Raw genomic sequence first — 20,237 nt, 5'->3', positions numbered from 1 at the left:
GGGATAACAACTACGTTAGAAGCCGCCGACAAGGACTAACTCTGAAGTACTAAAAAGGCATTTTTTCTCATTATTTTCTCTGACCATCAATCTACTACCTTCTTTCTTACGAGGACATTTCACGTACCCCCGGCTTTTCTTACTGCGAAATAAAATTCATCCCAAAATGGGACCTCAATACTGCAAGCGGGTCGCTAACAAAAAAAGCCCCTGCCGATGCGGCAGGGGCTTTTCCATTATTCAACCACGGCAGGCTATTCCTGCCCGATGGGGTAGTACGCCTTGCGGCCGTCGGGGTACACGCCTTCCACCAGCGCGCCCGAGTTTTCGCGGGCCTGGTCGAGGTAGTTTTTCACATCGGCGGGCTTGGTCACCTGGTTCTTGTCGATGCGGGTGATGATGAAGCCATCGGCCATGCCCGTCTCGCGGAAGTTGCTGCCCTTGATGCCCGAGATTTTAGCGCCGCCCTCCAGGCCCAGCTTGGCCAGGTCGCGGGCCGGCACGGCGGCAATGGTCGCGCCTTCATACTTGATGGCGGCGGCAATCGCATCCTCACGCACGATGCCGGTGGTACCGGTAGCGTTGCGCAATATGGCTTCGGCCAGGCTGGCCGTACCGTTGCGCGTGTAGCTCACTTTAATCTTGTCGCCAGGGCGGAAGCGGGCCACCTGCTCCTGGAGCTGCGAGGACGTATTCACGGCCACGCCGTTGATTTGGGTGATGATGTCGTCTTTCTTCAGGCCGGCCTGGGCGGCGGCGCTGCCGGCCGTCAGGCCCTGCACATACACGCCGTTCAGGGTGTTCAGCTTCTTCTCCGAAGCCAGCTTGGCGTCCACTTCCTGGATTTGCACGCCGAGCAGGGCGCGCTGCACCACTTTGTATTTCAGCAGGTCGTCCACCACTTTGCTGGCCAGCGAGCTGGGAATGGCAAACGAGTAGCCTTCGTAGCTGCCCGTGTGCGAGGCAATAGCCGAGTTGATGCCAATCAGGTCACCGTTCAGGTTCACGAGGGCACCGCCCGAGTTGCCCGGGTTCACCACGGCATCAGTCTGGATGAACGACTCGATGCCCATGTTGTCCTTGCGGCGCAGGATGTCGATGTTCCGGCCTTTGGCCGAGATAATGCCAGCCGTCACGGTCGAGTTCAGGTTGAATGGGTTGCCCACGGCGAGCACCCACTGGCCCACTTTCACGTCGTCGGAGTTGCCGTATTTCACGAAGGGCAGGTTGTCGGCCTTCACTTTCAGCACGGCCAGGTCGGTGTTGGGGTCGGCCCCCACCAGCTCGGCTTCGAATTTGCGCTTGTCATCGAGCACCACCTCAATCTTGGAGGCTTTGTCGATAACGTGGTTGTTGGTCACGATGTAGCCGTTGGCGGCGATAATCACGCCCGAGCCCGAGCCCTGGCCGCCACCCTGGGGCTGCTGGCCATGAAACTGCTCCAACTGGTCGCCAAAGAACTGGCGCAGGAAGGGGTCCATCTGCTGCTGGCGCTGGTCGACGGACGGCGCGGCATATTCGGTCATGACGTGGACTACGGCCGGGGTTACGGCGGCCGCGGCAGCCACGAAGTTCAGGCCCTCGGGCACGGCATAGGGCGTGCTCCGCATCTCAGAGGTGTAACGCACCTGGGGGTCGGCGGCTACGGCCTGAGGTGCCACGGGGGCCGGCTCGAGCAGCTTGTATCCCCCCACGGCCACGCCGCCGCCGAGAATAGCGGAACCGAGCAGGCCGAGCATCATTTGTTTTGCTTGCATGGGTAAGGGAAATTTAGAAAAAGGTGAATAGGGTGAACTGGAGACCTAATTTAGCATCAGCCGAATGAAAACCGGATGAGTCCGGCTTAGTTATTTTTGGCATAACGCAGAAAGGATTCGCTTTCGCATTCAAAGGTTGCTTTCAGCAGAAAGCAGACCAAAACGAGCTTGTCAGCAGCCCAACGCTGGCGGCTGCAAAAAAGGCACCCCAAGAGGTGCCTTTTTTTACAAGCCAACCCGCGCTTAGCGGATTTCGATGTGCTGGGTGGTCACTTTTTCAGTGTCGAAGGGCAGCGTCACGCGCAGGATGCCGTCGGTCATTTCGGCGGCGATGGCCTTCACATTAACCGTTTTGGGCAGGCGGAAGGTGCGCGAGAAGTGGCCGTAGTTGGTTTCGACGCGGCGGAACTTAGGTGCGGCTGGGGCCTCGGGGGCAACCACGGCGGGCGTATTCTCGTCGGCGGGAGCGGCGGCTTCGGTAGCAGCAGCGGCAGCTTCTTTCGCAACCGTCACCGGGTTCGACCGGTTGCCGGATACAACGAGCTGGCCGTCGAGGAATTCGAGGTTAACGGTTTCTTTTTTTACGCCGGGCAGGGCCAGGTGCAGTTCAAAACCGGTGGCGGTTTCGAGGATGTCGGCAGCGGGCACGAAGGCGGGCGTGGGCTGCGTGGCGGCCGTTTGCGGCTCGCGAAGCATGTCGGCCAGCATGGCGCTCAGAGCGCGGCTGGGGCGGAGGGAAGGACGGTTGTTGTTATACAGCAGGGTTGCCATTGAAATATAGAATATTAGGGGAAGTGAAAGAATCACAGCCGGCTGGCGGCATACTTCCCTTCCTTAAATTCTATACCAATCGATTTACGAAGTATTTTTTGCGACAATTTGTCTTATTTTCAGAAAATCGGTAATTATCGAATGTTGGCGCTAGCTAATAAAATTCCTTCTGAACTCATTCAAGACATAATCAGCCCTAAAGTCAAGCCTGAAATTTTGTCATCAACTGAAGGTTGTCATCCTGCCGCAGCAGGAACCTGAGGAAACCTTCAGGCACATTTTCTCAGATTCCTCCTGCGTTCAGAATGACAGTTATGCCTTAGTGCTGCGTGGGCAGCTGCTGGCGGTTTCCAGAGTTCTGTTCCGGGATGATGGTGAAGCGCAAATCGAGCCCCAGCACCGGGGTCACGGCATTGAGCTTGCCGCCGGAGGTCTGGATTCCCAGCGAATTGTATTGCGGCAGCGTGACCAAATAATTGGTCTGGTACGCAAACCAGGGCGTAAAATCAAACAAACCGGCCACCCGGAAACCCACCTCGCCGCGCAGGCTGGTGAACTGGATGGTGCGTTCGTCAGGGTCAGTATCGGACTTGAGGAGGCGAACGTGGGTGGCTGCCTCGTAGCTCAGGCGGGGGCGCAGAGCGAAGCCGCCGGTGCCAATGGGCAGGAGCTTTTCGAGGTCGACGCGCAGGCGGGCGTTGGTCTGGCCCTTGGCTCCGGTGGCGCTGGGGAAGGTGCGCTCCAGGCTCAGGCGCTGGCCGAAGGTGAGTGGGCCGAGGGGGCTGCGGTGGCGCAGTAGCACCTCCGGTATCAGCACGTAGTCCTTTGTGCTGGCGGAGAAGTAGCCGAGAGTGCCGCCCAAACTCCAGTGCTCGCTCAGGAAATGCTCGTAGGCGAGGTTCACGCGCTGCTCGTCGAAGCCCAACACGCGCTTGGGCTCAGCCCCGAGCAGGTGGTTGTTGTCGGTGTTCTGCTGGCCGCGCACGGACAGGAGCAGGTAGTCGTTGCCGGGCAGGGCCAGCTCGGCCTGCACTTCGGGCCAGAGCTGTAGGCCGGAGGTGGAGCGGCGCGTTTGGGCGGCGGCGGGCCGGGCCAACAGGGCGGCTAAGAGCAGGATGTAGGGCAGAAATCGGTTCATAAAGGGAAAGTAGCGCGGACTTTTAGTCCGCGAATGGAATAATTTGGGCAGTTCACTCGCGGACTAAAAGTCCGCGCTACTGAGCTCCTTTATCGCTAGCCAGGCCATGAGGCCGGGGCCGGTGGCCAGCGCCTGCTCATCAATATCGAAGGTGGGCGTGTGCACGGAGGCGGCGAAGCGGCCATCGGCGTGGCGCGTGCCGAGGCGGTAGAAGCAGGCCGGCGCGGCCTGCGAGAAGTAGGCGAAGTCCTCGGCAGCCATCCACTGGTCGAGCTCCACCACGTTTTCGGGGCCGAGGTATTCTTCGGCGGCGGCCCGAACGCGGGCGGTGAGGGCGGGCTCGTTTTCCAGGTACGGGTAGCCGTGGCGGATTTCGAGCTCGCACACCGCGCCCATGCTTTCAGCCAGTCCTTCGCAGAGCTTGCGCAGGTGCTGGTGGGCTTCGGCGCGCCACTCCTCGTTGAGGGTGCGGAAGGTGCCTTCGATGTAGACTTCGTTGGGAATAACGTTGGTGGCACCGTTGGCGATGACCTTGCCGAAGCTCAGCACCGAGGGAATTTTGGGGTTGGCGCGGCGGCTCACAATCTGCTGGGCGGCCACAATGATGTGGGCGGCCACCAGCACGGGGTCGAGGTTCATTTCGGGCATGGCCCCGTGGCCGCCCTTGCCTTTGATGGTGAGGTAGAGCTCGTCGGTACTGGCCATGTAGCGGCCGGGGCGCAGGCCGATTTTGCCGGCCGGCAGGTGCGGGAATACGTGCTGCCCGAGCACATGGCCCACAGCCGGGTTTTCCAGCACGCCTTCCTTTATCATCAGTGAAGCGCCGCCGGGCAGCCGCTCCTCGCCGGGCTGAAACATCAGCTTCACGGTGCCTTTGAACTCGCCTTTCAGCTCATTCAGAATGCGGGCCGCGCCCAGCAGGGAGGCCGTGTGCACGTCGTGGCCGCAGGCGTGCATCACGCCGGGGTTGGTCGATTTGTAGGGTACGTCGCTGGTTTCGGTGATGGGCAGCGCGTCCATATCGGCTCGCAGGGCGATGGTGGGGCCGCCGGGCTGACCTTCGATGAGGGCCACCACGCCGGTGTTGGCAATGGGCTGCGGCTTGAGGCCCAGCTTCTCCAGCTCCCGCGTGACGAAGGCGGCGGTGTTCACTTCTTCAAACGAAAGCTCCGGGTGCGCGTGCAGGTGCTGGCGGATGGCGACGGTGTCGGCGGCGTGGGCGGCGGCGAGCTGCTGGATGCGGGGAATGAGAGGGGTCATGGGCGGTAGGCGTTGGGCGGTCAAACTCCCCTCCTTACCAAGGAGGGGATGTTCGAGCCAAAGGCTCGGACGGGGGTGGTTGTGGGCGTTGAACGACTCGCGAGGAAACAGCAGGCGGGGTCGTTCAACGATTCAACCACCCCAATTTCAGCTTCGCTGAAATATCCCCTCCTTGGTAAGGAGGGGAGTTTTTTGTTCTTTCTGCCCCTCCCCTACGGGTTCTTGTTTAGCACCACTTGGGTGGCTTCGAGCTCCAGCTTGGGGGTGAGGCCGCGCAGGCGGGCCATGGCGCGGGCCGCGTCGAGCTTGGTGAGGTAGTCGCCGATGTAGAGGCGGTAAACCGGCGATTTGAAGGTGATGTAGTCCGTCTCATCGGGGTAGCGGCCGATGACGGTGCGGCGGATGGCCATCACCTGGTCGCGCTCCAGGCCGAGGTACACCAGCAGGCGGTAGCCCTGGGCGTATTTTACGTTCTGGTTGGTGTAGGCCTGGTCGCGCAGGCGCTGCTCTACCTGGGGGTTGACGTGGTTGGTAGGCAGCACCGTGGTTTTGGCGGGTGCGGTGGCCAGGATGGGCGTGGCTTTGGGCGCGGCAAATACCGGGCGGTACTTCGTCACGTCCTCGGCGGGCATGGGCGCGGCGGTGGCGGCCTTTTTGAGCGTGGTATCGGCGGGGGCGCTGGCACGGGGGGCCTGCGGGGCCGCGCCGGCGCAGGCGGCCAGCCCGAAGAACAGGGAGGCGACGAGCATCTTAGGCAGCAGGCGATTCATCGGATTCAGCAATCAGGGCCAGGCTATTGGACGAGCCGATGCGGTCGGCGCCGGCGGCTACCAGGGCCAGCGCGGCTTCGCGGGTGCGGATGCCCCCGGCGGCTTTGATACGCACGGTATCGGGCAGGGAGCGGCGCATGAGCTCAATATCGGCCACCGACGCGCCCCGGCTGGCAAAGCCGGTGGAGGTTTTCACGAAATCGGCCTCGCCGCCCACGCACAGGCGGCAGGCCAGCTCAATCTCCTCGTCCGAGAGCAGGGCGGTTTCGATAATGACCTTGAGCAGGGCCTGGTTGACGTGGCAGAGGTCGGCCAAATCCAGGATTTCGGCTTGGATAGTGTCGGTCCGGCCCGATTTCAGGGCCGAGATGTTGATGACCATGTCCAGCTCCGCGGCCCCGTCATACAAGGCCACTTCGGCTTCCTTGAACTTCACGGCCGGCGTGGCATAGCCCAGCGGAAACCCGATGACGGTGCAAATGCCCACCGCCGTACCGGCCAGCCGCGCCGTGGCAAGGGCCACGTAGCAGGGCGGCACGCACACCGTGGCGAAGCCGTGGGCGGCGGCCTCCTCACAGAGTTGGATTATCTGCGCCTCGGTGCAGTCGGGGCGTAAGAGGGTGTGGTCAATTTGAGCGGCGAGGTTCATGGGGCAAAGGTACGGGGTTCTGCCCCCCTACTCCACCACCAGCCGCCGGGTTGCGGTACGGCCGCCCGCCACCAGCTGCACCACATACACTCCGGTGGGCAGGCCCACCAAATTCAGCTCGGCGCGCTGGCCGGGGGCCGGCAGGGGCACCACCTGCGTGCGCAGGGTGCGGCCCAGGGCATCGAGCACGCTGAGGCGGGCTTCGGCGGCGCCGGCCACGAGTGGCAGGCGAGCCGTGGCCGTGTGATGGGCCGGGTTGGGGTACACCACCAGGTCGTCGGTCGCCCGCAGGCTGGTGGTGGCGGCGGTGGCGGTGGGCACGGGGTCGTTCAGCGAGGCCAGGAAGGCGAGGCCGTTCCCGAGAGGCCCGGTCAGGGTGAAGGCGCTGAAGCGCGCGCCGGCTTGCACCTCGCCCGCCACGTACACGGTCGAGCCGTTCAGGGCCAGCGCGTAGGCATTGTCCGTACCGTCGGAGCGGGCCGACTGCACCCACTCGAAGCGGGCGGTGCTGCCCTGGTCGGTGATGCGGGTCACGAAAACATCGGTGTCGTAGCTGTTATTGATTATCTGGAGGGTGTAGGGGCCGAACTCCGACAAGCGGCTGCCGTTGGCCCCCGCCACGTACACCCCCGTGCTGTTGGCGGCCAGGGCGGTGCCGTATTCATCGGCATCGCCCCCGGCGCGCTGCGCCCACCCGAAGCTGCTGGTCGTGCCCGCATCGGCGAGCTTGGCCACGAATATATCGGTGCCGCCCGCTGCGGTAAGCGACAAGGCATCGAAGCGAATGGTGCCCCTGAAGGAACCCGCCAGGTACACGTTGGCCCCGCTCACGGCCACGCACGGGGTTTGGTTCGAAGCGCCGCCCTGGGTCTGGCGGGCCCAGATGAAATCGCCGGTGGAGCCGGCATCGGTCAACTTGGCCACAAAGTAGGTGGCGAAGCCCCCCGCCAGCACCGTGGTGCCGAAGGCGGCCGCCGTGCTAGCGAAAGGGCCGGCCACATACACATTGGCCCCACTCACGGCCAGGGACGTGGCCACATCCTCGCCCGTGCCGCCCGCCTTCTTGGCCCACACGAAGCTGGCGCTGCTGCCCGCGTCGGTCAGCTTGGCCACGAATACGTCACTGGCGGAATTGGCTGGGGTGGGCAGGGTGGTGCTGCCCAGGGTGAGGGGAGCCCCATCGTAAGCGCCGGCCACGTACACGCTGGTGCCGCTCACGCCCACGGCGCTGGCCGTAGCCCCTCCGGTGGTGGTGCCCTGCCGGGCCCACGCAAAGCTGGCACTGGTGCCCGCATCCATGAGCTTGGCCACGTACAGGTTGGTGGTGCTGCTGCTGAGCGTGGTGGTGCCCAGCGTGAGAGTGCCGCTAAATACGCCGGTCAGGTACACGCTGCTGCCGTTTAGGGCAATGGCGGCTACGTTGGCATTGACAACGCCCAGGGCTTGCACCCACACGAAGGTGCCGGTGGCGCGGCTCCACTTGGCCACGTAGCCAGTGCCGGCAGGGCTGGTGACGGTGGTGCTGCCCAGCGTGACGGTGCCCTGCAAAATGCCGCTCACGTACACGTTGCCGCTGGCATCGGTGGCCAGCGCCCGCGCCCCCGACATGCTGCCGAAGGCCTGATTGGCCCCCACGGCCGTTTGCCAGCTGGGCGGGGGCGGCGTAACGGTGAAGGTGAGGGCATTGCTGGTGCCGGCGGGCGTGGTCACCGTGACCGGGCCGGCCCCGAGGGGCACCCCGGCGGGCACCAGCACCGTGAGGTAGTACCCGCCATTGTTGGTGATGGTGGCCTGGGCCACGCCGTTGAAATTCACGCTGGTGGCCCCCGCCAGGCCACTGCCCGTAATGTTCACCTGCGTGCCCACGCTCCCGTTGGTGGGCAGCAGGGTGGTGAGCACCGGCAAGGGCAGGCGGGCGGTGCCCGTAAGGCTCAGCACGTACGTGCCGGCATCGGAATTGATGATGAGACTGCCGGTGCGGGTGCCCACGGCCAGCGGCGTGAAGGTGATATCAACCGATGTGGTGCCGCCCGCCGCGATGCTGGAGCCCGCGCTGCCCCCCAAGGCAAAGTCGCCGGTAATGGAAACGCCGGCGAGGGTGAGCGCCCCCGAGCCGGGATTGCTGAGCGTGAAGCGCACGGCGGCACTGCTGGTGCCGACGACCTGCGACGCGAAACTATAGGCCGCGCCGCCGCTGGGGTAGGCGGTGCTGCCCTGCGCCACGGCCAGCTGCGGGGCCGTCACGGTGAACACCTGCGCGGTGGTGATGGTACCGGCCGGCGTGGCCACGGCCAATGCCCCCGATACCGCGCCCGTGGGCACCGCCACGCGCACGCTGGTGGCCGTAGCCGTCAGAAAGGCCGCCGCTGGCACCGTGCTGCCACCGCCAAAGCGCACGCTATTGGCCGCGTTCAGGCCGGTACCCGTGAGGGTAACCACCGTGCCGACCGGCCCACTGGTGGGAGCCAGCGTAATCACCGTGGGCAGGCTGGTTACGCATAGCGCAAAGGGCTGGCCGGTGCCGCCGGTTTCGGCCGTTACCCGCACCACGTAGGACTGCCCTACCGTGAGGCTGGCGCTGGCCAGCAGCAGAGTGCCGGCGGGGGCCGGAGGGGATGTGGTAGTGACCAGGGACAGGGCCGTGGCGGGGCCCCGGTACAGCTCCAGGGCCAGCGTGGTGGCGGCGCTGGTTAGCTGCACGCGCACGGCCGGGGAAGTGGCCACGAAGGTGTAGAACACGTCGTGGGCCGGCGCGGGCGTGCTCAGGCCGGTGGTGGTGCTGGCAGTGGCGGCGGCGCTGGTGCCGCTGACGGGCGTGCAGTCGGGGCCGGCCACGAGGGGGAGCGCGCCGGCGGGGTCGTCGTTGGCCGGCGGGCCGGTGAGGGTGAAGGGCAGGCCGTTGCTGGTGCCGCCGGGGGCCGTGGCGGTTACCGTGCCGGTGGCCGCGCCGCCGGGCACCACCACGCCCGTGATTTGGGTGCCGGCCGCGTTCACTACCAGGCCGCTGCTGACCACGGCAGCCCCCGTGCCGGCAAAGGCCACGGCGGAAGTACCCGTCAGGTTGGTGCCGGTGAGGGTGAGCACGGTGCCGGCCCCGCCGCTGGCGGGGCTGATGGCCGTGAGCACGGGCACCGGGGCCGAGGCATCGTTGAGGGCGACCAGATAAGGCCGGTAGGCCCCGTTGACATTCGCCGGAATGGTCAGGCCATCGAAGGTGCTGAGCGGTACCGAGTACCCGCCCGCGTACACGTTGGTGCCATTGGCGGCCACGGTGTACGCTACATCAGTCCGGGTGCCGCCGAATGCTTTGGCCCACAGAAACGTGCCGCCCTCGCCCGCGTCGGCCAGCTTGGCCACGTAGCCATCCAGCCCGGTGGGCGTGGGCAGGGTGGCGGGGCCAAAGGCGGCGGGCGCGGTGCCGTAGGTGCCGGCCACGTACAGGCTGGAGCCGCTGGCGGCCAGGCCGTACAGCAAGTCATCGCCGGTGCCGCCGGCCCGCTCCGTCCACACAAAGCTGCCCGAAGCGCCCGCGTCGGTCAATTTGGTCACGAAGATGTCGGCGGCGTGGTTGGCATTCTCAACCGTGGCCGTACCGAAATAAGCCACCGTGCTCCGGAAGTTGCCCCCCACGTAAATGGCGTTGCCCTGCACCGCCAGGGCCGTGCCTTCGTCGGTGAGGGGGCCGCCCGCCCCCTGCGCCCACACAAAGCTGCCGGTGCTGCCCGCGTCGGTCAGCTTGGCCACGTACATGTCGGCCGAGCCGTTGGTGAGAATGGTGCTGGCCCCAATGGTGACCGAATTGATGAACAAGCCCGTCATGTACACGCTGGTGCCGCTGGCGGCCAGGGCGGCCACGTTGTTGCCCCGGCCCACCTGGTAGGCCCAGGTGAAACTGCCGCTGGCCCCCGCGTCGGTAATCTTGGCCACGTAGCTGCTGATGGCCCCGGCGTCGTTGACGTTGACCACGGCGGTGGACCCGAACGTGGCCGCCACGCCGCTGAAATCGCCCCCCACATACACGTTGCTGCCGCTCACGGCCAGCGCATCGCCCCATTCCAGGGCGTTGCTTCCCGCCCGCAGCGCCCACACGAAGCTCCCGGTACTGCCCGCATCGGTCAGCTTGGCCACAAACATATCGGGGGTCTGGCCGTAGCCGTCGGAATTGGTCAGCGTCTGGCTGCCGAAGGCCGCCGTCGCGCTGTCAAACTCCCCGGTCACGTACACGCTGCTGCCCTGCAGGGCCACGGCTTCGGCTTTGTCGGCGGTGGAGCCGCCGGCCCGCTGCGCCCACACGAAGCCGCCGGTCGGCGTCCATTTCGCCACGAAGACATCGAAGTTGCCCGCGCTGACGAGCGTGGTGCCGCCCATCACCACGGTGCCCTGGAAGGTGCCGGCCACATACACGTTGCCGGCCGCATCGGCCACCGTGGCGTTCACTTCGGCCTCGCCGGTGGCGGTGCTCAGCAGCTGCCAGGGCGGCGCAATGCCGGGGGTGGTGCTCACGGCAAAGGGCACGCCGGCGGTGGTGCCCTCGGGCGTGGTCACGCTGAGCAGGCCGCTGGTGGCCCCGGCCGGCACCACCACGCCGCTGAGCTGGGTGCCCGCCGCGTTGGCCACGAAGCCCGAGCGCACGGCCGGGCTGCCAGCCCCGGCAAACGTGATGGCCGTGGCCCCGCCCAGGTTGGTGCCCGTGAGCACCAGGGTGCTGCCCACGGGCCCGGTGCGCGGCGCTACGCTGGCCAGGGTGGGCCGCAGGGGCAGGTCGGCCAGGGTGGCCAGGCAGGCGGCCCGGCGGCCCGGCAGGTTGTTGGTGCCGTTCACGTAGTGCCCGTCGATGTTGATGGGCGGGCCCACCGTGGCCCCTACGTACACGGTGGTGCCCACCACGGCCAGCCCGGCGGGCTCGTCGTTGCCGGCCCCGCCGGTGCGCTGCGCCCAGGCCAGCTGGCCGTTGGCTCCGGCATCCACCACCTTGGTCACAAATATGTCGTTGTAAGTCACCTCCGTCAGGGTGGTGGCCCCGAACGTGACGTCTACCTGAAAGGAACCGGTGGCGTACACGTTGGCTCCGCTCACGGCCACGGCGGTCATGGCGGCGGTGGTGGCGGTGCCGCCTTCGGCCCACGCAAAGTCGCCGGTCGGGCCCGCATCCACGAGCTTGGCCACGTAGAGGCCCACGCGGGAGCCGGCGTCGAGCAGCTGCTGGCCAAAGCTGACGCGCGTCGCGTAGCTGCCCACCATGTACAGGCTGCTGCCGTTGGCGGCCACGGCCTGGGCATCGGCGTAGCCCCCGGGCTGGCGCGCCCAGGCAAAGGCCGCGCTGCTGCCGGCATCGGCTATTTTGGCTACGAAGGCCGCGTGGCTGCCGGTTTGGGCGAGCGTGGTAGCGCCCATCGACAGCCGGGCGCTGGCAAAGTTGCCCACCACGTACACGCTGGTGCCATTCAGGGCCAGGCCGGTGGCGTTGTCGTTGAGGTTGCCGCCCGCGCCCAGCGCCCACTGCCAGGTAGCGGTAGCGCCGGCATCGGTCAGCTTGGCCACGAAGGCATCACCCTGGTTTGTCGCCCCGGTGGCATTGGTGAGGGTGGTGGCCCCGAAGGTGACGGTGGCCCCCATAAACGTGCCGCCCACATACACGCTGCTGCCACTCGCCACCAGGGCGGCCGGGTAGCTGTTGTTGGTCTGCTGGACCCACACAAAGCTGGCCGCCGTGCCCGCATCAGTGAGCTTGGCCACAAACATTGGCCCCACGCCCGAGAGGGTAATGTTGCCCATGGTGACTATGCCCGAGGCCACCCCGCTAATGTATACGTTGGTGCCCTGCACGGCAATGTCGGAGGCCGCATCGGCCCCGAGGCTGCCGCCCTGCTGGCCCCACACGAAGGACTGGCTGGTGGCGCTCCACTTGGCCACAAATACGTCGGTATCGCCGGTGCCGGGAGCGGCTTTGGTCAGGGTGAGGTTGCCGAGACGGAGCACATCGGTGAAGGTGCCGGTGATGAAAACGTCGCCCGCCGCGTTGGTGGCCGTGGCGTCCACCGTGCTGCCCGTGTTGGCCACCACGGCCATTTGCCAGGCCGGAGCCTGGGCCCGCGCAGCAAAGCCCGGCACTAACAATAGGAACAAGGCCAGCCAACTTACTGGCAGATGGTAGCGGTTTTTCATCAAAGCAATCGGAAAGGAAGGTAGGGTAATCGTAGAAATTTCGCCGTCAAAGCTACTCGCAAGCCTCAGCAATTCAATACCATGCCCGGCAGTGGAGAAGCGGGCCCCGGCATTGAGGCTCAATGTTTCCGGCAGCGCACCGGCAAAGCAAACCGTCCTCCCCTACTCCACCACCAGCCGCTGGGTGATGGCCTGGTTGCCCGCCGCCACGCGCACGGCGTAGAGGCCGGCGGGCAGGCCCGTGAGGTCCAGCTCGGCGTGGGCTTCGGTGGTGGTTTGGCTGCGCACGGCCCGGCCCAGGACATCGAGCACGGTGAGGGTGGCCGCGCCCAGGCCGGCTGGCAGCCGCACCATGGCCATGCCGTGGGCGGGGTTGGGCAGCAGGCCGAAGGCGGGCACGGGCGCGGCGGGCGTAGTGGCCAGCGCGGCGCGGCCCAGCCCCGCCAGCAGGCCCACCCCTACCCCGCTGCCGTCGCCGGCCAGTGCGGCCAGCGGCGCAAAGGTGGCTGGGGGGCTCACCACGCCGCCCACGTACAGTCCCTGGCTGCTCAGGGCCAGGGCGGTACCAAAGTCGCCCTGGCTGCCGCCGCCCACCTGCGCCCACACGAAGCGGGCACTGGCCCCGGCATCGGCCAGGCGCGCCACGAATACATCGTGGGTGCCCGCGGTCATTACCGGGATGCTCCCGAAAGTGCCCGCGTCGACTATTCCGCCCGTCACGTACACGCTGCCGCCGGCCACGGCCACGGCGCTGCCGAAATCGTCGCCGGGGCCGCCCGCCGGCTGCACCCAGGTGTAGGCCGCCGACGCGCCGGCATCGGTGAGCTTGGCTACGAATACGTCGCTGCTGCCGGCACTCGTGAGCGCCAGACTGCCAAACCAGGCCGTGCCCGAGAACCGCCCGGTGGCGTACACGTTGGGGCCGCTCACGGCCAGGCTATACAGCTCGTCGGACCCGGAGCCGCCGAGCGGAACCGCCCAACTCACGCTGCCGCTGGGACCGTTGTCGTTCAGCTTGGCTACCCAGCCATCTTCGGCCCCCGTGCCGGTAAGCGTGGCGGAGCCAAAGGTGGTGGAATTAACAAACAGCCCGCCCGCGTACACGCTGGTGGCCGTCGCGGCCAGCACATTCACATCGGTGTAGCCGGGGCCGCTCAGGGCCTGCACCCACCCGAAGGCGGCCGACGCGCCGGTATCGGTGAGCTTGGCCACAAAGCCCGTGAAATACCCGGCATTGGGCAGCGTGAGCGGGCCGAAGTCGGCCGCGCCGCCAATGGCGCCGCCCAGGTACACGCTGGTTCCGCTCACGGCCACGGCGTAGCCATTGTCGGGGCGGGAGCCGCCGGCGCGCTGCGCCCAGACCACCGCCGCCGTGGTGCCCTGGTCAACGAGCTTGAACACGGCCGCGTCGCTGGCCCCGGCACTGCTGAAGCTGATGGCGCCAAACGTGGCCGTGCCCTCAAAGGTGCCCGTCACGTACACGCTGGAGCCGGCCACGGCCACGGCATGCCCCTGGTCGGCCCCGGTCCCGCCAAAACGCTGCGCCCAGGCAAAGGTGCCGGTGGCGGGACGGTATTTTGCCACGAAGCCATCGTCGCCACCCTGGCTGGTGAGTGCAATGCTGCCCAGGCTCAGCGTGCCCACAAAGCGCCCGGTCAGGTACACGTTGCCGGCGGCGTCGGTGGCCATGCCGGTTACGTTTGAGGAGACGGCGTTTAGCGCCAGTGCCGTTTGCCAGGTGGGGGCCTGGGCGTGGGCCGCGCCGGTGCCCACGAGCAAGAGGGCCAGCAGCAGCCGGCAAACGATGGCCGGAATCAGGGTATGAAGCTTCATGAAGGAAAGGATGAGGGGAAGTATCGGAAAGCGGAAAGAGCCAAGGGGCCGCCCCTATTCCACCATCAAGCGGTGCGTGGCGGTGTGGCCGCCGGCCTGCACGCGCACGGCATACAGGCCGGGCGCAAGGCCGGCCAGGTCGAGCACGGCCAGCGCGGTGGTGGGCACGATGGCAGGGCACACCGCCCGGCCCAGGGCATCGAGCACGCTGAGCGTGGCCGTGCCCGCGCCCAGGCCCGCCGGCAGCTGCACGGTGGCCGTGCCGTGGGCGGGGTTGGGGGCCACGCGCAGGCCGGCCAGTGGCGCGGCGGTGGCGGTGGCCAGGCCGGTGGCATCCGTCAGGCTGGCTACGAAGGCCGCGTTGTTGTAGAAGCCAACGCCGCCGGGCACAATGGCCTGGGTACCGAAGCTGGCCGGCATACCCACCGAACCGGCGATGGAAACGGTGGTACCGCCCAGGGCCACGGCCCGGCAGTAGTCGCCGTAGATGCTGCCGCCGGCCTGCGCCCACACGAAGGTGCCGGTGGGGCCGGCATCGTGCAGGCGGGTCACAAACGCATCATAGGTTTGGGCGGCGGTGCGGTTGGTGAGGGTGGTGGGGCCAAAGGTGGCCGTGGGGCTGGAAAAATGCCCGGCCACGTACACGCTACTGCCCCGCACGGCTACGGCCGTGGCCTCATCATCGGAGCCGCCACCGGCCCGCTGCGCCCACACGAAGGCGGCACTCGTGCCCGCGTCGGTGAGCTTGGCCACGAAGGCATCGTTGTCGGTACTACCGCCCGCGTTGGCAAGGGTGATGGGCCCGAAGGTGGCCGTGGTGCCGGTGAACTCGCCCACCGCGTACACGCTGCTGCCCTGCACGGCCACGGCGTGCCCAACGGTGCTCTCGGTGCTGCCGCCGCGCACGGCCCAGTCGAAGCGCAGGCTGCTGCCGGTGTCGGTGAGGCGGGCCACAAACGTATCATAGGTGCCAAGTGCGCTCATCGTAAGGGCCGGAGTACCGAAAGTGGCCGTCCGCTGAAAATTGCCCGTCACGTAAACGCTGCTGCCGCTCACGGCCAGGCCAAAGGCTTCGTCGGCCCCGGGCCCGCCGGCCCGCACGGCTCCCGCGAAGCTGGCCGTAGCGCCCGCGTCGGTCAGCCGGGCCACGTAGGCATCGGCAATGCCGGCATTGGTAAGGGTGGTGCTGCCCACGGCCAGCGTGGCGCTCTGGAATCTGCCGGCCAGGTACACGGTGCTGCCCGCCACGCCCAGGCTGTTCACCCACTCCGAATCGGGGCCGCCCAGCCGCTGCGCCCACACCACCGTGGCCGAAGTGCCCGCGTCGGCCAGCTTGACCACAAAGCCGTCAGTATTAGCGCCGGTACTGGTGTTGGTGAGCTGCAGGGTGCCCGCCTGCATTACCGGGGCGTTAAAAAGGCCGCCCACGTACACACTGCTGCCACTCAGGGCCAGGGTTTGGGCATACACGGTGCCGGCCCCGCCCAGCTGCTGCGCCCACACGAAGGCGCGGGTGGCGCTGCTCCACTTCGCCACGAAGGTATTATCGCCCTGGTTGCTGTACAGGGTGGTGCCGGCCACCTGGAAGGTACCGGCGAAGGCGCCCACCACGTACACGTTGCCGGCGGCATCGGCCACGGCGGCGTTTACTTCGGAGCGGAAGGCCGAGGCCGTGGCCACGCCGAAGGCCGACTGCCAGGCCGGGGCCTGCGCCCGCACCGCCGGGGCGGCCAGCAAAAGGCCCACCGCCGCCAGCATTATCCGGCCGCGCTGCATCAGGGTAGAAATTTCACTCATCAGAAAAAGAAAAAAGGGAAAGGAATAAGCCGTGCCCCGAAGCCCGGGGCCCTACGCCGGTAAAGATACCGGGCTGCCCCCTACGCCCAAACGCCACAATGCCCCGGCCGACAGGCCGGGGCATTGGGCGGCAGCGGCCGGCGGGGCCTACTGCACAATGCGGCTCTTGACGGCCGAGTACTGCGGCTCGGTGGTGGAGCCGATGAGGGCGGCCACCTTCACGGCCACCTTCGTGCCCGACTCGAAGGGGCCGAGCTGGCGCTCGCGCCCGCCGCCCACAGCCACCAGCCACTGCTCTTCGGGCAGCTTGAGGTCGGTGGAGTAGCGAATAAGGTTCTGAAGGGTGCCGGTGGGGCGCTTGAGCCGTAGCAGCAGGCAGCCGGGCTGGGTGCCGTCCAGCAGCTCCAGGTCCATCACCGCGTCGGTGGCGCTGGCGGTGAGGGTGCGGGCGGCCGTGCCGGACGCATCGGCCAGCACGAGGCCCGAGGAGAGCAGGGCGGGCTCGTCGGCGGGGTAGTCCAGGTTCAGGCGCTTGGCCAGGCGGCCCAGCTCGGTGATAACGATACCGCGCAGCAGGTCGCGTTGGGCAGTTTGGGCGGGCGTGGGGTGGTCGGTGGCGGCCACGTTGGTGTCCAGGGCCGTCACGGCATCGTTCAGCGCCTTCGTCAGGTCTACTCCATCGGAGATGAAGGGGCTGCCTTTGGTCTGGCGGGCCACGGCGTAGGCGAAGGGCGATACGGCATCGTACAGCAGGTAGGTGTAATCTTCGATGAGTTTGGGTTTGCGCATGGCAGTGAGGAAATATGGAGTGAGGAATTGATTGAAATCAAATGTATTATCTCCCCAAACGATTCCAGCATTGCCCGGCTGTTTTCACGTAGAAGTACGTGGTAAATCAGGTGTTTTCACGGGGGTCGCCTTTGGTGGAAACTACTTGGTAAAGGTCTTGTCTGCCATCCCGGACAGCTTCACCCCAATCCCTTTGGCCTTGTCCGCCATCCCGGACAGCTTCACCCCAATCCCTTTGGCCTTGTCCGCCATCCCGGACAAGGCCAAAGGGATGGCGGAAACGTCAGTTTACCCCGAAAACAGCTTGTCCGCCATCCCGGACAAGGCCAAAGGGATGGCGGAAATGTCAGTTTACCCCAAAAACAGCTTGTCCGCCATCGGAGAAACGTTGTCCGGGATGGCTGACAAGCTTTCTCCGATGGCGGACAAGGCCAAAGGGATGGCAGAAATGAAAAATACGTGGCCGCCTGGCTACTCCACCACCAGGCGGCGGGTGGCGGTGCTGCTGCCAGCGGCCACGCGCACGGCGTAGAGGCCGGGCGCGAGGCCGGTGAGGTCGAGCACGGCCCGGGCATTGGTGGGCGTGCTGAGGGTGCGCACCGGGCGGCCCAGGGCATCGAGCACGGTGAGGGTGGCGGTGGTAGCGCCGGGCACGGCCGGCAGCTGCACGGTGGCCGTGCCGTGGGCCGGGTTGGGAGAAAGCGCGAAGGCTGGCAGGGCGGCCCCCGGCGCGGTGGCCAGCGCGGCCGGCCCCAGCGCCGACAGAAAGCCGTTTTGGCTACTGCTGCCGGACAGCACCAGCGTTCCAAAGCTGGCGGGCAGCTTCGCGTACCCCCCCACGTACAGGTTGCCGTTGGCCACGGCCACCGAGCTGGCAACGTCGGTTCCGGTGCCGCCGGCCAGTTGGGTCCAGGCAAAGCGGGCGCTAGAGCCGGCATCGTCCACGCGGGTTACAAAGGCATCGTAACCACCCGCGCCCGCCACGGTGTTGGAGCCGAACGTAGCGTTGCCCGACATGGTACCCGCCACATACACGCTGCCCGCCCGGGCTACCAGCGCGTAGCCCTGTTCGGGACCAGGGCCGCCGGCCTGCTGTGCCCACGTGTAAGTAGCAGTCGCCCCGGCATCGGTCAGCTTGGCCACGAACACGTCGCCGGACCCAGCGCTAACGAGCGAGGTGCCACCGAAAGTCGCCGTGGCGCTGAAGGCACCGGTGGCATACACCGTACCGCCGCCGGCCACCAGCGCGTTCACCTGGTCGCCGCCAGGGCCGCCGGCTGGCCGCACCCAGGCGGTGCTCGCCGCCGCGCCGTTGTCGGTCAGCTTCACCACCACGGCATCGGATAGGCCCGCGCTGGTGAGGGTGGTGCCGCCCAGCGTCATGTTGTAAGAGAAAAACCCGCCGGCGTACACCGAAGCCCCGTCGGCCGCCAGCGCATAGATGCCGTCGTAGTACGGGCCACCCAGGGTTTGCACCCAGGCATAGGTGGCCGTGGCACCGGCATCGGTCAGCTTGGCCACGAAGCCAGCGGCCAGCGAGGCCGTCACGGGCACGGCCACGTTACCGAAGACAGACGTGCCCCCCACCTGGCCGCCCACGTACACGCTACTGCCGCTCACGGCTAGGGCCCAGCCTTCGTCGCCGGTCGGGCTACCGCCCGACTGGGCCCACACGGCCACCGGGGCCGTGCCCTGGTCGGTCAGCTTCAGCACGGCCACGTCGCCGCCGCCCGCGCTGGTCAGCGTCAGCCCTCCTACCGTGGCGGTGCCATCGAAAGTGCCGGCCACGTAGATGCTGGTGCCGGCCACGGCCAGGGCGGTGCCCTTGTCGGCCCCGGTTCCGCCGAAGCGGATGGCCCAAAAGGTGCCGGCCTGGGCGTTGTACTTCGCCACGAAACCATCGGTACCGCCCACGCTTACGAGCGTGGTGCCGGGCACACTCAGCGTGCCGGTGAAGCAGCCCGTCACGTACACGTTACCGACCGCGTCGGCCGCCGTGGCCAGTACCTGCGCGGTGGTATTGCCCACGGCCAGGGCTGTTTGCCAGGCGGGGGCCTGGGCGTGGGCCACCGTCGGGCCCATTGCCCACAAGGCCACCATTAGCCCACTACACGAAAGGAAAGAGGATACGTGCTTCATATAAGGGGAAAGGAGTAGAAAAAGAAAACAACCGATAGTATTCGCGCTAAATGTACACCTTGAGGGGCTCCCGGCCCTCCTCTAAAACCAAAAATACCCCGACCAACCGGCCGGGGCGTTTTGATTATCGGATACAAGCACCGGCTATTCCACCACTAGGCGGCGGGTGGCGGGGCTGCCGCCGGCCTGCACCCGCACGGCATACAGGCCGGGCGCGAGGCCGGCCAGGTCGAGTACGGCGGTGGAATTGGTGGGCGTGCTGAGGGTACGCACCGCCCGGCCCAGCGCATCGAGCACGGTGAGGGTGGCGGTGGTAGTGCCGGGCACGGCCGGCAGCTGCACGGTGGCCGTGCCGTGGGCCGGGTTGGGCGAAAGGGTAATGCTTGCGGAGGCCAGGGCGGTGGCGGCAGCCAATCCGGTAGCCTCGGTGAAAGCAGCCAGAAACCCGGATTGGCCTCTGGTAGTGCCGGTCAGTTGCAGCGGGCCAAAGCTGGCGGGTAGCTCGCTTCCCCCAGCTACATACACGGTTCCGTTGCGGGCTAAGGTCACAGGGCCCCCAAAATCAAAGCCGCTGCCGCCAAATAGTTGCGCCCACGCAAAGCTGCCGGTGCTGCCCATATCCGTCAGTTTGGCCACAAAGCCGTCGGTGCGGGTAGTGTTGGTTAAAACGGTAGTTCCGAAGGTGGCAATGCCTCCGATGTAGCCGGTCAGGTAAAGGCTGGTGCCGGAAACGGCCAGCCCCCCCACGTAGTCGTCGCCATTGCCGCCTGCACCCTGGGCCCAGACAAAGGTGCCTGCCGCGCCGGTGTCGAGCAGCTTGGCCACAAACAGGCGGTTGCGGCTGGTGATGCTGGGCGCGAATAAGCTAAGGCTGCCAAAGCTGGTCGAGCTGTTATACGAGCCGGTTACATAGATGGTGCCGCTGCCGTTGGTGGTCAGCCCGGCGGCTTGCTGATTGTCGCTGCCACTTATTTGCTGGGCCCAGACAAAGCTGGCCCCGGAGCCGGTATCCGTGAGTTTGGCCACAAAGCCGTCGTAGTATCCCTGGCTGGTGAGGCTGATGCCGCCCAGTGTAGCCGTCCCGTTGAAGTAGCCCGCCACGTACACATTCGTGCCTTCCACGGCCAGGCCCCTGGCATCGTTGAAGCTGATGCCGCCCAGCTGGCGGG

The 20,237-nt window shown here is 66.7% G+C and carries 13 protein-coding genes; 1 reads left to right on the top strand and 12 read right to left on the bottom strand.

Annotated features, from left to right (window positions below; genetic code table 11):
• Nucleotides 1-254: 254 nt before the first annotated feature.
• From AAFH49_RS16880 to AAFH49_RS16835, 10 genes are all read right to left on the bottom strand, one after another.
• Nucleotides 255-1,757 (bottom strand): S1C family serine protease, encoded by a 1,503-nt coding sequence (locus AAFH49_RS16880; protein ID WP_342300020.1) that lies wholly within the window; start codon nucleotides 1,755-1,757, stop codon nucleotides 255-257.
• A gap of 243 nt (nucleotides 1,758-2,000) precedes the next feature.
• On the bottom strand, nucleotides 2,001-2,528 hold the full coding sequence (locus tag AAFH49_RS16875; RefSeq protein ID WP_342300018.1) for an Hsp20/alpha crystallin family protein: 528 nt from the start codon (nucleotides 2,526-2,528) through the stop codon (nucleotides 2,001-2,003).
• A 319-nt stretch (nucleotides 2,529-2,847) separates the two neighbouring features.
• The gene (locus tag AAFH49_RS16870; protein ID WP_342300016.1) at nucleotides 2,848-3,666 is read right to left on the bottom strand and encodes a hypothetical protein; all 819 of its coding nucleotides are present in this window, start codon (nucleotides 3,664-3,666) and stop codon (nucleotides 2,848-2,850) included.
• A gap of 63 nt (nucleotides 3,667-3,729) precedes the next feature.
• Nucleotides 3,730-4,926 carry a M20 metallopeptidase family protein gene (locus AAFH49_RS16865; protein WP_342300014.1) on the bottom strand — a complete coding sequence of 399 codons (1,197 nt, stop codon included), beginning with the start codon at nucleotides 4,924-4,926 and terminating at the stop codon, nucleotides 3,730-3,732.
• A gap of 212 nt (nucleotides 4,927-5,138) precedes the next feature.
• The gene (locus tag AAFH49_RS16860) at nucleotides 5,139-5,696 is read right to left on the bottom strand and encodes a hypothetical protein (protein ID WP_342300012.1); all 558 of its coding nucleotides are present in this window, start codon (nucleotides 5,694-5,696) and stop codon (nucleotides 5,139-5,141) included.
• A complete protein-coding gene (gene deoC, locus AAFH49_RS16855; protein ID WP_342300010.1) occupies nucleotides 5,677-6,345 on the bottom strand; it encodes a deoxyribose-phosphate aldolase in 669 nt (222 codons plus the stop codon). The genes AAFH49_RS16860 and deoC overlap by 20 nt, the downstream gene beginning before the upstream one ends.
• Before the next feature lie 27 nt (nucleotides 6,346-6,372).
• Nucleotides 6,373-12,510, bottom strand: a complete 6,138-nt coding sequence (locus tag AAFH49_RS16850; protein WP_342300008.1) for a choice-of-anchor D domain-containing protein — start codon at nucleotides 12,508-12,510, stop codon at nucleotides 6,373-6,375.
• 162 nt (nucleotides 12,511-12,672) lie between these two features.
• On the bottom strand, nucleotides 12,673-14,343 hold the full coding sequence (locus AAFH49_RS16845; protein WP_342300006.1) for a T9SS type A sorting domain-containing protein: 1,671 nt from the start codon (nucleotides 14,341-14,343) through the stop codon (nucleotides 12,673-12,675).
• Between the two features lie 54 nt (nucleotides 14,344-14,397).
• Nucleotides 14,398-16,140, bottom strand: coding sequence for a T9SS type A sorting domain-containing protein (locus AAFH49_RS16840; RefSeq protein ID WP_342300004.1), 1,743 nt, complete (start codon nucleotides 16,138-16,140; stop codon nucleotides 14,398-14,400).
• Between the two features lie 147 nt (nucleotides 16,141-16,287).
• On the bottom strand, nucleotides 16,288-16,929 hold the full coding sequence (locus tag AAFH49_RS16835) for a hypothetical protein (RefSeq protein WP_342300003.1): 642 nt from the start codon (nucleotides 16,927-16,929) through the stop codon (nucleotides 16,288-16,290).
• A gap of 31 nt (nucleotides 16,930-16,960) precedes the next feature.
• On the opposite strand from AAFH49_RS16835, the gene AAFH49_RS16830 reads away from it, so the two are divergent.
• A complete protein-coding gene (locus tag AAFH49_RS16830; RefSeq protein ID WP_342300001.1) occupies nucleotides 16,961-17,461 on the top strand; it encodes a hypothetical protein in 501 nt (166 codons plus the stop codon).
• Here AAFH49_RS16830 and AAFH49_RS16825 read toward each other — a convergent pair.
• Nucleotides 17,401-19,068: a T9SS type A sorting domain-containing protein gene (locus AAFH49_RS16825; RefSeq protein WP_342299999.1), complete on the bottom strand. Its 1,668-nt coding sequence runs from the start codon at nucleotides 19,066-19,068 to the stop codon at nucleotides 17,401-17,403. The two genes, AAFH49_RS16830 and AAFH49_RS16825, sit on opposite strands and share 61 nt — an antisense overlap.
• A gap of 144 nt (nucleotides 19,069-19,212) precedes the next feature.
• Nucleotides 19,213-20,237, bottom strand: a 1,025-nt coding sequence (locus AAFH49_RS16820) for a T9SS type A sorting domain-containing protein (RefSeq protein ID WP_342299998.1), incomplete at its 5' end; no start/stop codon positions are given.

The sequence above is a fragment of the Hymenobacter segetis genome (genome assembly GCF_038448715.1).
GTDB lineage: Bacteria > Bacteroidota > Bacteroidia > Cytophagales > Hymenobacteraceae > Hymenobacter > Hymenobacter segetis.
This window is presented reverse-complemented; position numbering and strand designations above follow the sequence as displayed.